13 protein-coding genes are annotated in these 13,928 nt (G+C 41.6%); 4 read left to right on the top strand and 9 right to left on the bottom strand.

The features are described 5' to 3' along the window. Positions 1 to 28: 28 nt before the first annotated feature. Genes QQK00_RS15380 through bioB form a run of 3 tightly spaced genes read right to left on the bottom strand, consistent with a single transcriptional unit; the run spans position 29 to position 3,340 of the window. A complete protein-coding gene (locus QQK00_RS15380) occupies positions 29 to 1,027 on the bottom strand; it encodes a methyltransferase domain-containing protein (RefSeq protein ID WP_284218506.1) in 999 nt (332 codons plus the stop codon). Continuing rightward, positions 1,020 to 2,249 carry an aminotransferase class I/II-fold pyridoxal phosphate-dependent enzyme gene (locus QQK00_RS15375; RefSeq protein ID WP_284218505.1) on the bottom strand — a complete coding sequence of 410 codons (1,230 nt, stop codon included), beginning with the start codon at positions 2,247 to 2,249 and terminating at the stop codon, positions 1,020 to 1,022. The genes QQK00_RS15380 and QQK00_RS15375 overlap by 8 nt, the downstream gene beginning before the upstream one ends. Then, positions 2,246 to 3,340, bottom strand: a complete 1,095-nt coding sequence (gene bioB / locus QQK00_RS15370) for a biotin synthase BioB (RefSeq protein WP_284218504.1) — start codon at positions 3,338 to 3,340, stop codon at positions 2,246 to 2,248. Before bioB ends, QQK00_RS15375 begins: the two co-directional genes overlap by 4 nt. A 99-nt stretch (positions 3,341 to 3,439) precedes the next feature. Between bioB and bioA the strand changes: the two genes are divergently transcribed. After that, positions 3,440 to 4,711 carry an adenosylmethionine--8-amino-7-oxononanoate transaminase gene (bioA, locus tag QQK00_RS15365; protein ID WP_431307748.1) on the top strand — a complete coding sequence of 424 codons (1,272 nt, stop codon included), beginning with the start codon at positions 3,440 to 3,442 and terminating at the stop codon, positions 4,709 to 4,711. A gap of 78 nt (positions 4,712 to 4,789) precedes the next feature. Here bioA and QQK00_RS15360 read toward each other — a convergent pair whose 3' ends face one another. After that, positions 4,790 to 5,392 (bottom strand): glutathione S-transferase family protein, encoded by a 603-nt coding sequence (locus tag QQK00_RS15360; RefSeq protein ID WP_284218501.1) that lies wholly within the window; start codon positions 5,390 to 5,392, stop codon positions 4,790 to 4,792. A 178-nt stretch (positions 5,393 to 5,570) separates the two neighbouring features. Here QQK00_RS15360 and QQK00_RS15355 point away from each other — a divergent pair, with 178 nt between their 5' ends. Continuing rightward, entirely contained in the window at positions 5,571 to 6,140 is a 570-nt protein-coding gene (locus QQK00_RS15355; protein WP_284218499.1) for a TetR/AcrR family transcriptional regulator, read from the top strand. 39 nt (positions 6,141 to 6,179) lie between these two features. Here the strand turns inward: QQK00_RS15355 and QQK00_RS15350 are convergent, their stop codons facing one another. The 5 genes from QQK00_RS15350 to QQK00_RS15330 form a co-directional block, all read right to left on the bottom strand. Next, complete coding sequence (locus tag QQK00_RS15350; protein ID WP_284218497.1) at positions 6,180 to 7,541, bottom strand: sigma 54-interacting transcriptional regulator; 1,362 nt, start codon at positions 7,539 to 7,541, stop codon at positions 6,180 to 6,182. Position 7,542: 1 nt separating this feature from the next. Further along, entirely contained in the window at positions 7,543 to 8,139 is a 597-nt protein-coding gene (locus QQK00_RS15345) for a hypothetical protein (protein ID WP_284218496.1), read from the bottom strand. Further along, positions 8,140 to 9,576: a sensor histidine kinase gene (locus tag QQK00_RS15340; protein ID WP_284218495.1), complete on the bottom strand. Its 1,437-nt coding sequence runs from the start codon at positions 9,574 to 9,576 to the stop codon at positions 8,140 to 8,142. It abuts the gene before it with no gap. Between the two features lie 144 nt (positions 9,577 to 9,720). Continuing rightward, positions 9,721 to 9,972 carry an EF-hand domain-containing protein gene (locus tag QQK00_RS15335; RefSeq protein ID WP_284218494.1) on the bottom strand — a complete coding sequence of 84 codons (252 nt, stop codon included), beginning with the start codon at positions 9,970 to 9,972 and terminating at the stop codon, positions 9,721 to 9,723. 526 nt (positions 9,973 to 10,498) lie between these two features. Beyond that, on the bottom strand, positions 10,499 to 10,918 hold the full coding sequence (locus tag QQK00_RS15330) for a hypothetical protein (protein WP_284218493.1): 420 nt from the start codon (positions 10,916 to 10,918) through the stop codon (positions 10,499 to 10,501). Between the two features lie 151 nt (positions 10,919 to 11,069). Between QQK00_RS15330 and asnS the strand changes: the two genes are divergently transcribed. After that, entirely contained in the window at positions 11,070 to 12,467 is a 1,398-nt protein-coding gene (gene asnS / locus QQK00_RS15325; RefSeq protein WP_284218492.1) for an asparagine--tRNA ligase, read from the top strand. Positions 12,468 to 12,748: 281 nt separating this feature from the next. Next, the gene (locus QQK00_RS15320) at positions 12,749 to 13,924 is read left to right on the top strand and encodes an efflux RND transporter periplasmic adaptor subunit (RefSeq protein ID WP_284218491.1); all 1,176 of its coding nucleotides are present in this window, start codon (positions 12,749 to 12,751) and stop codon (positions 13,922 to 13,924) included. Positions 13,925 to 13,928 lie beyond the last annotated feature (4 nt).

Below are 13,928 nucleotides of genomic sequence, written 5' to 3'. Positions count from 1 at the left end.
TGCAGAGGACATCATCAATCGGTGTTATTTATCTTTTTCTCAAATGTAAAAACAGTAAGTGGTAATCCAACATAAAGCCCTCATTACTTGCACTGCATTCTTTCTCGACGTCATGCAACTCCCCTCTCGTTAAACACTTAATTTGAGAGGCATTGTCAACCTTATCAACAGTTGTTGCTGCAATAGAAGCTGTAGCTGCAGTAGTTGTTGTTGAAGGAATTGAAGAACGAGTTGTTGTCGCGTTTGCACCCACTGACTTTATCGATACTAAAAGTTCACGTAAATTTTTATGCTGACTAGTAATACATTGTTCATTAGATGATACAAGCTCCAGTGAAGCTGGTAGTGATGTTATCCAATCCTCGGCATTCAAGAAGGTATTCACTCTGGGGGCATACCCTGCCCGTTGCCAACATTCTGAGATATGTGAAAATGAAGGTGCAATCATGATTGCTAGATGCGCAGCGCCACCGGTAGATAAAATACGACTAATTTCCGCTAAGACTAACGCGGTGTTATTACACCACTGCAAAGCCATTGAAGAATACACATGTTGAATAACGTTCGACTGCACAGGAAGATGATATGCATCGCCCTGCGTAAAATGTGAAACAGGTCTATTTGCTAAATGAGGCGAAGACCAAGTGGCATCGTTTAAATTTCGTGCTTTTGCCAGCATAGCGTGGCTAATATCAAGGTGTAACCATTGCGCATTCTGAGCACCACTTTTGTATGCAATATCTGACTGCAATTGCCGATAAATTGCGCCGGTGCCGCAGCCGATATCCAAGGATATTTGTGCGCTTTGCACTCGCGTGGCGTTTGTTCCTTGCACCTCAGATAACATAACTTGTTGGTGTAATAAACTCACAGCTTTTTTTTGCACGTCAGCGTTCGCGTCGTAATTTAACGCTGCTTTATCAAAGCATTTTTCTACACTTTTGCGTGTACTAAAATGGTCATCATGACGTATACGCTGTTTGCGTTTAACTTGCATTGCGTCGTTGGTAGAAGGTCGACTAAGCATCAAAACCACCTAAACTATCACGCACTATCACGAGTACATCAATTAACGCGTCGATGTCTTTATCTGAATGTAGCGCACTGAGCGTAATACGTAGTCTGTCCGTTCCTTTCGGGACAGTAGGCGAACGAATGGCAGACACTAAGATCCCAAGCGACATTAACTTTTCTTTGGCTCGCATTACCTTGTCGGCACAACCCACAACAATCGGCTGAATTGCACTTACCGATGGCATTAGAACAATACCCTTGGTCACAGCAAGTGCTCGGAATTGCTCTATATTTTCATGTAGTCGGCGCCGTTCATGCCCTTTGAGCATGATATCCAACGCGGTAGATGTAGCTCGGGCTATAGCTGGTGCTGGCGCGGTGCTGTATATATAATGCCGGCCAAAATTTACTAAGTAATCAATCAACGCCTCGCTGCCAGCAACAAATGCCCCCTGAGTGCCTATGGCTTTTCCGAAGGTCCCCATGGTGATATCGATTTGTTGTTCACCTTTATCTTCAATCCCTTCCAGTGCATAAGCAAATGAACCTGAAAACCCCAAACCTTGCTCACCAACAACACCAAAACTGTGCGCTTCATCTAGCATCAAATAAGCGTCATGTTTTTGTTTTAACTTAAGTAGTTCTTTTACCGGGGCTGTATCGCCATCCATACTAAACACACCTTCACTCACAAGTAGCTTGTTTTCATTGTGTAAAGCAGACAACTGTTTATCTGCATGAAACATGTCGTTATGTCCAAAACGTTTAAAACACCTTGTCATTGTTGACGCAGATTCGACAAATGAGGCGTGCATCAACTTATCCGCGACTATGCCAACATCGGTGTCGGCACTTGGTTCGGGGATGCATAAAGCCTGACATATGGCTTGGTTGGCAGCAAAGCCGGAACTAAACAATACAACACTTGGCTGATTCACCAATTCAGATAAACGTACTTCTAATGCTTTATGCGCATGACTGTAACCACAGACGACGGGAGAAGAAGAACTACTTGCGCCATATAGCGATAAACCTTCGACATATGCTTGTAGCACATCTTGGTGCTGGCTCAAGCCAAGGTAATCATTGCTAGAAAAATTGATAAAGTAGCTATCGCCAATTTTAATGACGCAATTGCTCGATTCTACAATGGCCGTTCGTTGCCGAAAAAGCCCATTGGTTTTTCGGCGAGCGTTTGCTGATTTAATAAAGTCAAAAGGCACAATACTGGTCAAGACTCGTTTGTTGCTAACGTTTTTCCCTTCATTGATGTTTTCGTCGCATCAACAAACAAGTGTTCTGTTTTTTGAGATTCAATTTCTTCTTGCAACACTTGTTCATATGCCTCATCAGAGTAACTTCTGGTTTTTTCTGCATTTATGCCTAACTTTTTAAATAGTTGAACATCTTCATGCGTTTCAGGATTAGATGTTGTGAGTAGTTTACATCCATAAAAAATTGAATTCGCGCCGGCCATAAAACACATAGCTTGCATTTGCTCATTCATTGATTCTCTACCAGCACTGAGCCTCACATAGCTTTTTGGCATTAAGATTCGGGCAACTGCGATGGTTCTTACAAATTCAAACGGCTCTAAATCGTCAACCTTGTCTAACGGCGTACCTTCCACTTTAACCAACATGTTAATAGGGACACTTTCAGGTTGCTTGGGCAAATTAGCAAGCTGCATCAATAAACCAGACCGATCATCCGCAGACTCCCCCATTCCCACAATACCGCCAGAACATACATTCATGCCTGCTGCCCTTACGTTGTCTAATGTATCCAACCTATCCTGATAGGTGCGTGTCGTAATTATATCGCCATAAAACTCAGGGGAAGTATCAAGGTTATGATTGTAATAATCTAAGCCAGCCTGTTTAAGTAACAACGCTTGATCACGGGTTAACATCCCCAACGTCATACATGTCTCAAGACCAAGCTTTTTAACTTCCTCGACCATGTTGGTTATGTAAGGCATGTCTCTGTCGCGAGGGTTTCGCCAAGCAGCGCCCATACAAAAACGTGTCGAGCCTGCGGCTTTCGCCTCTTTTGCGCGTTGGATAACTTTTTCTATTTCGAGTAAACGTTCTTTCTCTAGTCCGGTATCGTAACGCGCACTTTGCGGACAATATTTACAATCTTCAGGACATGCGCCTGTTTTTATCGACAACAAAGTGCTCACTTGCACATGGTTGGGATCAAAGTGCTGTCGATGCACCGTTTGTGCTTTAAACATTAAATCATTAAAAGGCATTGCAAATAACGCATTTATTTCGTCTAGCGTCCAGTCATTCTTAGGCATTTGAGGTACGGCAGCATTCATAAAAAAATAGTTTACTCTAAGTTTTAATACGCATAGTCTATGCTCACCTTTCAAGTTGTCAATGTTACAAATTTACCAAACGAAACTAAAGGCTATTTTTTGAACAATATTGAATTTGATAAGCAACACATCTGGCATCCATACACGTCAGCAACAAATCCATTGCCGTGTTACGACGTCATAGGTGCAAGTGGAACAAAACTCACACTGGCAAGTGGCGAAACCATCGTCGACGGCATGGCCTCTTGGTGGTCAACGATTCACGGTTACAATCACCCTACTTTGAACGACGCAGCCCATCGACAAATAGATAAATTTTCTCATGTTATGTTTGGTGGCCTAACGCATAGTCCTGCAGTAAATCTGTGTAAACAACTATTGAATATTGTTCCAAACGGTTTACATCGGGTATTTTTAGCGGATTCAGGTTCTGTCTCGGTAGAAGTGGCGATAAAGATGGCGATTCAGTATTGGGCATGCCAAGGACGTCCAGAAAAATCGAAACTAGTGACACCTAGAAACGGATATCACGGCGATACCTTTGCGGCTATGTCAGTGTGTGATCCTGTCAACGGCATGCATAGCTTGTTTAAAAAGTCATTGATAGAACACTTTTTTGCGCCAGCACCTCAAACAAAATTTGGTAAGTCTTGGAGTCCTGACGATATTGCGCCCATGCGCGATATATTTGAGCAACACGCACACGAAATCGCTGCACTTATTTTAGAGCCTATCGTGCAAGGTGCAGGTGGTATGCGCATATATCATCCAGAATATTTGAAAGCGTGTCGTCAACTTTGTGATGAATTTGATGTGCTACTTATCTGTGACGAAATTGCAACCGGATTTGGCCGCACCGGTAAGTTATTCGCTTGCGACCATGCACAAATTACACCCGATATAATGTGCTTAGGAAAAGCGCTGACTGGCGGCTACATGACGCTCGCTGCCACATTGTGCACAGAACAAGTCGCGTTAGGCGTGTGTGAAGGTGAGCCAGGTGTATTTATGCATGGCCCGACGTTTATGGGTAACCCCCTAGCCTGTGCTGTCGCCAGTGCAAGTATCGATTTACTGCTGGAAAGCCCGTGGCAAACGCAAGTAAACACTATCGAAACACATCTAAATGAAGCCTTAACCCCTTTAGCTGAGCACGATAAAGTGGCCGATGTAAGAGTGTTGGGCTCAATTGGCGTTGTCGAAATGAAAACGCAAGTTAATGTGGCTGAAATACAAAAAGTGTTTATTAAACACGGGGCGTGGATACGGCCATTTTCTAAAAACATCTATATCATGCCACCCTACATTTCTTCAGCAGCTGACTTAGATGTTTTATGTAATGCAATAAAACATGGCGTCGACAGCTGTTAGGCTTCATCGCTTGGTGTTACTTTCAAGTTTAGCGGTTGGGTATGACTGTAACAAAATAGCGATACCCAACGCATATGATTAACTAGGATTGATTAACTTGTCGACCGACAACGCTGCCAAACTAGGCCGTAAGGCTAAGTTATCAATATAGTGATTTAGATTAGGATAGTCTGCTAGTTGACCGTCATTGCGTAAATACGCGAGATTATGCCATGCAAATATATCCAACAAACTAAATTGGCCATTGTACCAATAATCTTGCCCCTCTAAATGCAGCTCCATTGCGATTAGTTTGCCGGGTATTCTTGGTTCTAATCTAGCCCGCACTTTTTCGCACTCTCCAAACAATTTTAAACCTATAATGCCACCGCTCAATTGGTCCAAACTACTCGCAAAATAAAATAGCCATTGCATAAACATTGGATTGTCTTCGTCGACAAGATCCTTGCCCTCTTGTCGGCACAAATATAGACAAATAGCAGCAGCTTCAAACAAGCATTGCTTGTCTTCTGTAACGAGCGTAGGAATTAAGCTATATGGGTTAATATCTGTAAATGGCGCACGTCTATACTCTCCTTCTTTAGCATTGAGCCGCACGACCTTTAGGGAAATATTTAGCTCATTCGCAAGCCAGCGAACCTTTAATGAACGGTCATATTGAAAGAGGTGATAAAGTGTCATGATAGATTCCTTTAATTTCATTGATGTTTAAGCATATTGGTGGCAATCGCGTGGTAAAAACAATAAGTAACCAATCGGTATAAAATTAAAATAACGACCTTATAGTTAAAACGCAAGAAAAAAGTAACCGATTGGTGTAATATATTTTTATTGTATTAACGAATTTATAGGTATTCATTTGGCCAGAACCAAAGCATATGAGCGCCAAACGGTTATCCAGCAAGCCTTTGCCATATTTATCGCAAGAGGTTATCAGTCAACGTCGCTCAGTGATTTGACCTCAGCGACGGGGCTTAACAAAAAAAGTTTATACAATGAATTTGGCAATAAAGAATCTTTGTTTATGGTCGTGCTGGAAGATTTTATCGCGAACGAAAGAGCACAAAGTGGACCATTGTTAAGGGAAAAGCCGTTGGGGATTGACAACATTCAGGCTTTTTTTGGATACTTATTTACGCATTTCTCTGACTCAGGATGTTTACTGACCTTAAGCTTGAATGAATCTGAGAGTATACCATCAATTTCATTAGCACTAATTGATAAAACTTTACTAGCTGTTGAAAAAGCTTTCTACCTAAATTTATTGGCCGAGCCTGCTTTTGATGACGCCCAAGCGCAAGTCTTAGCCCGAAATTTCTTGGCCCTCATGCAAGGTTATACAAGTCTATGCCGATCGGAGATGCTCAGAGAACATAACCGGCAACATGTTAACCAATTCTTGGATTTGGTGAAAGCGATGGCGAAATGACTCGCCAAAACGCTATGTAACAAACAAATACTGATTGCGCTAATTTGCAATTCTAAATTCTGCGGCGTCTAACCCGTGTTTTTTCATTAACTTATGCATGTCTGTGCGATTTCGACCAGCCAACTCAGAAGCTTTCGTCACGTTTCCATCCGTTAACTGCAATAATCGGCACAAATATTTATATTCAAAAGAATCACGTGCCTCTGTCAATGTCGGCCAATATTGGGTTTCCTGAGACAATGCTTGCTCAACTAAACTCGCAGGAATAATTTTGGACGTAGTTAACGCAACACATCGTTCAACAACATTTACGAGTTGTCTGACGTTCCCCGGCCATTTCGCTTTGGTAAGTAAGTTCATAGCATCGTTTGCAAATTTCCGCACGTTGATACCGTGTTTTTTCGCGCTTAGCTTAAGTAAATGATCCGCTAATAGAGGAATATCTTCGAAACGCTCTTTCAAACTTGGAAGTTCTAGCTCGACCACATTTAAACGATAAAATAGGTCCTCTCGAAAGCGTTGCTCTTCCATTGCCTCTTTTAAGTTATTATGTGTTGCAGAGACAATGCGCACATCAACATCAATAGACGTTGCACTCCCTACTGGACGAATAGAGCGCTCTTGCAGCGCACGTAGCAATTTTACTTGCAAACTAACTGGCATATCGCCAATTTCATCTAAAAATAGTGTCCCGCCGTTGGCCTCACGAAATAGACCAATATTCGCTTGAACAGCGCCAGTAAAAGCCCCTTTTGCATGACCAAACAATTCGGACTCAAGCAGGTTTTCGGGCATTGCACCACAATTAATTGCCACAAAAGGTTTGTCTTTTCGATCCGACGCTTTATGAATTGCCTTAGCCAACAACTCTTTACCGGTGCCGCTTGCGCCAGTGATTAACACACTAACATTTTTTGGCGCGATTTGTTCAGCCTGCTTAAGCAAGCGAATCATGTCAGGTGCGCGTGTAATGATATCGGCAGACCAATCCCCTAACTCATTTGAGCCGGTTTGCGCAACAGCCTGAAATAGTGTTTTACGTAATTCGTCGTGATTTACTGGTTTAGTTAGAAAACTAAAAACACCGCGTTGCGTCGCGGCAACAGCATCTTTAATACTGCCATGGGCAGTCATAATAATCACAGGCAAGTCGGGATGTTGATGTAAGATTTCATCAAATAAAGACAAACCATCCATGCCTGGCATTCGTAAATCACTCAATACCACGTCAAATGGGGTATGGAACAGTAAACGTATCGCTTGAGTGCCACTATCGACACTCGTGACATTGAACCCCTCAGAACTGAGCCTAATTGACATCAAGCGCAATAAACTTTCGTCATCATCAACAATCAATAACTTCGGTTTGCGTTCAGTTGGGCTGATATTAGTACTACTCAATCTATTGGCTCCTATTCTGATCTGCCATATTTGCTTCAATCTTTAACAGCTGTTCTACTTGGGTACGCTGCTTTTCTAAGTCTTCTTTACGCGCGTCCAAGGTCGCATTTAATTCATCCATAACTTTTTCTTGCCGCACATTCACTCGGCTCAAAATTGTGATTGCGGACTCAAGTTCTAATAGTTGTTGCGAGGGTTGAAAAATCACAACATCCAAAACACTCGCCATTGTTGGTTCGACAACCGTTAACAGTGACGTAATCCAGTTTTGTGCTCTGAGTCGATTCTGGTATGGAGTATCCGGCCCCTGACTCATCATCACCTTGTACATAAGATCGACGGGAGCATCGCCTAATTCATTAATTTTATTGAGTCTCTCAGGCCAATTTATCTCATTAGCTTCTATATAAACTTTCGCCCAATAATTAAATTCACAAAACTTACCCAATGCGTCAAATGACGCTTCTGTTGTACAAAACCAAGTCTGTCTAGCTTGAGGTTCTGCTTCAACGACAGGCGGTAACGGACCATCCTTCGGCAGTAATTTACACCCCGACAGTATAAGGCCAGACATCAGTACTGCTATCCAGGTTTTCACTTATTTGACCCTTGGCAGCTTAATTTGAAAACACACATCAACCGACTCCTTATCTACAATAGAAATATCTCCGTTAAGAAGTCTCACACAATCTGCCACAATGGACAATCCCAAACCTGCCCCCATGACTTTGTCATTTCGTTTTTCAGCACCACGTTTAAATGGCTCAAATATTTCAGTTCTAATATCTAATGGAATACTATTCCCTTGGTTCATAACATCCAAAACTAAGAAATCTTCCTCTTCATGCGCGTAAATTCTGATGATTTCATTCTTGCGACCATAAGCAATTGCATTCGAAATTAGGTTGTCAAATATTCGCCCCAATAGTTCTTCGTCCCCTTTCACTTGTTGGCTTTCTTTCAGCTGAATTCCTATGGACTGCCCATTCTGTTGCAGCAATAACTTGCTATTCGTAACACTCGCGTCAATCACCGGATATATGGCGACAGGCACCAACTTGGGCTCAGCTTGTTGCAATAAGGCGTTATAGTCTAAGAGTTTTACGATTAACAAATTTAATCTCTCTGTGGAATTATTGAGCAATTGCAACACTTCATGTTGTGCACTATTTAAATCACCAACTAAGTTATCCGATAAAATTGCACACCCTTCTTTAATGCTGGCTAAGGGCGTTTTTAATTCGTGAGAGGCATGTCGCAACAAGGCTGTACGTACTTTTTCAAGTTGCCTTAACCTTTCATTCAACCAAAACAAATCTTTTTCTACCGCCAAGAGCTCTCTTGGTGCACTGGATGATTTAACCGGCAGTGATTGACTTGATGTCGCGATAGACTGAATGATTGCTTGTAGCTTTCTGACAGGTTTTACAATAAATTGTGTTGAGAATAAAATGAAAACCAAAGACAGCACCACAAGCATACCTGTAGACCAACCCTGTCTAATTTGCATATTCGCTAAAAACTGCTGTTGTTCAATAACTCTTTGATCGACGAAAATATTTACATTGCGCTGAAGCTTCAGCATAGACTGGCCAAACCGTGCTAAGTACGCATCAACCACTAAGGTATCATTAAATCCATGATATTCTAGTAAAGTCGGCAAGCTATTTTCCAAACTTGTGCATTCTTTAAATTCTTTGGATATACGGCAAAATGCGTGCAATTTTTCAATAAAACTCTCAAGTGTCTTATCTGTAATTACTTTTAACTGCGGCTCTTTTAGTACTTGATATTGTTTTACTAACCGCTGCACGTCTTGAGCAGAACTCAACAAATCCCGCAGATTGGAGGCTATATTAACAAACAATTCAGTGTTTTCTTTTGTCGTTACGCTGACATGCGAAAAGTCTCGTTGGCTTTGCCAAAGAAGCGCGATAAGTGGCACTAGTGATGTTAAAAAACTGATTAACACCAATTGTCTGAGTGAACGTATTTGCAAGAAATTAACCAACAACCGTATATTTTTCGCTAGCATTGCATAGCATTATCCAAGCTTCAATAGGCCCTAACAAAACAATCTCAACTAGAAATGTCTGTATTGGATGTTGAAGAAGGATAAAAGAAAAAAGGTCACCCACCACTCGCAAAGCGGGCAACCCCTGAAACTTTTTTACCACATTTACTCTTTCACCAAATTGCTTGCGGTCAACTCCTGTAAACTAATAAAACCGTCTTCATTCATGTCGATAATGTCAAACGCTTCCAGAATTGTTATGTTCCGAGTCGCTTCCTTTAGCGAAATGAGTCCATCCTTATCCCTATCAAGAAACATTAAAACGGTTTGAGACACACTTGCCTGAGCAACGCCCTGAATGGCTTGAATGATTATTACGCTAAGCCCAACGATTAATATTTTTTTATAGTTCGCCATTAGATGCTCCCAGGCATAGTTAGCCGTTCTCGCAATTTTAAGCTTATGATGCTACCAACCACCTAAGCCTTCTTATTATTTTTTAATACAAAAGACATCAACATGAAGACAGCTATTTATATGGCAGTCTTTTGTATCAATAGCATTCGTTATTTTAGTAATGTTTATTATTGTATTTACACTACGAATTTCGCCATTGACTTCACTATAGCTATTAACGTGCCAAAATCTTATTTTCCTTACATTTCAACAACTTAAGTTATTTTAATATTGTATTCAGACGTAAATGTGTCGCGAATAATAGACAGGGGAATGAAAATACCGCTCATTAATGCACCACTTAAGGATAAAACTCTATAAAATCAGCAAGTTAAATATTGTATGATGTTCCTGACACAATTATGAAAATGAGAATTATTTCAGGTTTATTATTGAAGGCTTGAACGCGGTACTAGCATGTAAATTCATGTACACACCATACTCTGATATGAACGAACCACCGGAGTAGTGTATAACGTGGAGTATGCTATACCGTTGTGTATATAGTCGCTAAACTGACAATAGAAATAACGAAAAGTACGAGTAAGTTGTATCCAAAACTATCCGATTTTCGCCTAGAACGTCTAGTACGTAGGACAATGGCGGATAAGCTTATTATCAAGCACGCCTGTAACAATAGTAACAAGTTGTCTAAATGCGCTTGAGACCAAAAATCACGCCCGTCTATGCCCCAATAATTTTGAACACCTGCAATAAAATCTGGACGAGCATAATGAAATACCAAAAGCGCACTTACCAACATCGTCCAAGCCACTATGTTAAGCGCTACAACAATTCGATAAAGGGTATCTTTGTTCCTGTGTTTTTTACGTCTATCAACTTGCCGTTCAGGCATCCTTAATTCAGAAACGTCGATATTTCCCGCATTATTGTCTTTATTTGGCATAAATCACAATTTGCCTAGTGTTATCAGAGAATCAGTCAAGTATACTTATACCATAAAAAAGCGCATAACGATTATGTCGTTGTCGTCAAACGACTCACATAATCATTTCGGCAAATACGCCGACGTCTTGAAAAAAAATACGGAGAATTATATGACGATTGCCTCGGTCGCCGATGTTTTGGCTGGCAAATATTCAGTGGGAACAGCAGTAAAAGTTCAAGGTTGGGTGCGCACTAAGCGTGACTCAAAAGCAGGTCTATCTTTTGTCGCATTGCATGATGGTAGCTGTTTTGATCCAGTACAAGTCATCGCATTAAGTAATTTAGCGAATTACGAAGATATTACTCGTTTAACCACTGGTTGCTCAGTCATTGCGACAGGCACAATTAAGCAATCTGAAGGCAAAGGGCAATCGCTCGAAATTGAAGGTTCAGCGATAGACGTCATTGGTTGGGTAGAAAACCCTGACACCTACCCAATGTCTGCCAAGCGCCATAGTATTGAGTATTTGCGGGAACACGCACATTTAAGACCTCGCACTAATATTATCGGCGCAGTTACCCGGGTTAGAAACTGCCTGTCACAAGCAATTCATCGTTTCTTTCATGAAAATGGCTATATGTGGATAAGTACGCCTATTCTCACTGCTTCAGACACTGAGGGGGCTGGCGAAATGTTCAGGGTATCTACGCTAGATATGATGAACGTGCCTAAGACAGAAAACGGTGACGTTGACTACACTCAAGACTTTTTTGGCAAAGAAACTTACCTGACAGTATCTGGTCAGTTAAACGTTGAGACATACTGTACAGCAATGTCGAAAGTATATACGTTTGGGCCTACGTTTAGGGCCGAAAACTCAAACACCAGCCGGCATTTAGCTGAATTTTGGATGGTCGAGCCTGAAGTTGCTTTTGCTGATTTATCTACTATTGCACAATTAGCTGAAGACATGCTTAAGTACGTATTCAAAGCCGTCCTTGAAGAACGTGCTGACGATTTAAACTTTTTCGAACAACGCGTCAATAAAGACGTTGTAAAACGCATGAAATCTGTTGTGGATTCTGATTTCGTCAGAATGGATTACTCAGAAGCAATCGAAATTCTGCAGAACTGCGGTAAAACTTTCGAATTCCCAGTTGAATGGGGTGTCGATTTGTCTTCTGAACATGAACGTTATATTGCTGAAGAGCATGTCGGTGCACCGGTGATTATGCAAAACTACCCGAAAGACATCAAAGCGTTCTATATGCGCATAAACGATGATGGCAAAACCGTTGCCGCAATGGATGTGCTAGCACCAGGCATTGGTGAAATCATTGGAGGCTCTCAGCGCGAAGAGCGTTTAGAGGTATTTGATAGCCGCCTAGCTGAAATGGATCTTAGCCCTGAGGACTACGCGTGGTATAGAGATTTGCGTCGTTACGGCAGTGTACCTCATGCTGGTTTTGGCTTAGGTTTTGAGCGCTTAGTTGCTTACGTTACCGGCATAGCAAACGTGAGAGACGTTATTCCATTTCCAAGAACCCCTGGAAACGCTAACTACTAAACTCCCAACTACTAAACGCCCAACTAGCGGCTCACCAAACGCAATAATTTGGATCAGTGGCGACAAGTATTTGATACGATGTTCGTCACTGATTTTTTTAGTTGCATGTCTCTTAGTACGTGCCCATATAAAAAATTGCTCATCGTACCTCTTGTATTATCTGACAATATACCTTCCCAGTAACAAATTGTAGCAGTAGCATACAGTTTGTTACATTTGTCACATACCTCTGTCACATCTAGTTGATACACTGTGTTCAACACGTTCGAGGATCACTTGCTATGAAAAATAAAATACTCATTAATGTTGGCTTAATAATAGGTATCAGCGCAGTTGCATTTGCAGCAACGTTTGGTATCCAAGCTGCATCAGAAGACACGGAAGAAAAAGAGCCTACTGACACTCGCCCAATTGTTAGTATAGAAACACTTAAACCAATTAACCATCAAGTACTCATTAGCGGCTTTGGCGAAGTCATGCCGTTAGAATCAACCGTACTGGCGGCGCAAGTGAGTGGCGAAATTATTTCATGGAACCCAAATTTCGTGAATGGCGGCATAGTGGAACGTGGCGATGTGCTTTTTACCATTGAAGCAGACGCATATGAAGCTGAAGTTTTGAGAGCGGAAGCGCAGGTATCCTTGGCTGAGGCAACCTTAACTGAAGAGCTAGCGAGACAAAACGTCGCCAAACGCGAATCCAAAAACTTGCCGAAAAACCAAGTCAGCGATTTATACCTTCGCAAACCTCAAGTATTGAGTGCTAAAGCACAATTAAAATCGGCTCAGGCGGCACTTAGAATAGCCAACAGGAACCTTGGAAAAACAAAGGTAACGGCTCCTTATGATGCACTAATCATTTCTCGTGATATTGGTTCAGGTCAATACGTATCAACCGGTATGCAGGTTGCTAAAATTAACAACATTGAAACCGCGGAAATTATGATCCCAGTCGCTGGGTTTGATAGCCCATTTTTACAGCCTAACATGCAGGGCGTTCAAGCAAGTGCAGCAACGCGCAGTTTAGTGCCTGTAACACGTGATGGTTACATTGATAGAGACTTAGGCGTTGTTGATCAAAGCACCCGTATGCAACACCTCGTGATGCGCATTGATGACCCATATAGTCTTGAGTCTGATTTACCAAAATTACAATTTGGCTCATATGTAGAAGTAACGTTTCAAGGCAGAATGCTAGAAAACGTATTCGAAGTCCCCCAATCGTTGGTAAATAACAGAAAACTTTGGATCGTAAATGAAGAAGACAAACTTGAAGCCCATGATGTAAATGTGCTTCGAGAAGAAGGCAGTTACTTTTATATTTCCAGCGGTGTCACCGCGGAAGATAGAATGGCAAAGAATTTACCAGAATATCCACAAAATGGTATGGAAGTGCGCATCCAAGAACCAGACCAAGCCCTAATTACTTATAATCAAACGAATAGCGATGCGCGCTAGGGAG

Origin of the sequence: Agaribacter marinus (assembly GCF_030160655.1) — a bacterium.
Lineage (GTDB): Bacteria > Pseudomonadota > Gammaproteobacteria > Enterobacterales > Alteromonadaceae > Glaciecola > Glaciecola marina.
This window is presented reverse-complemented; position numbering and strand designations above follow the sequence as displayed.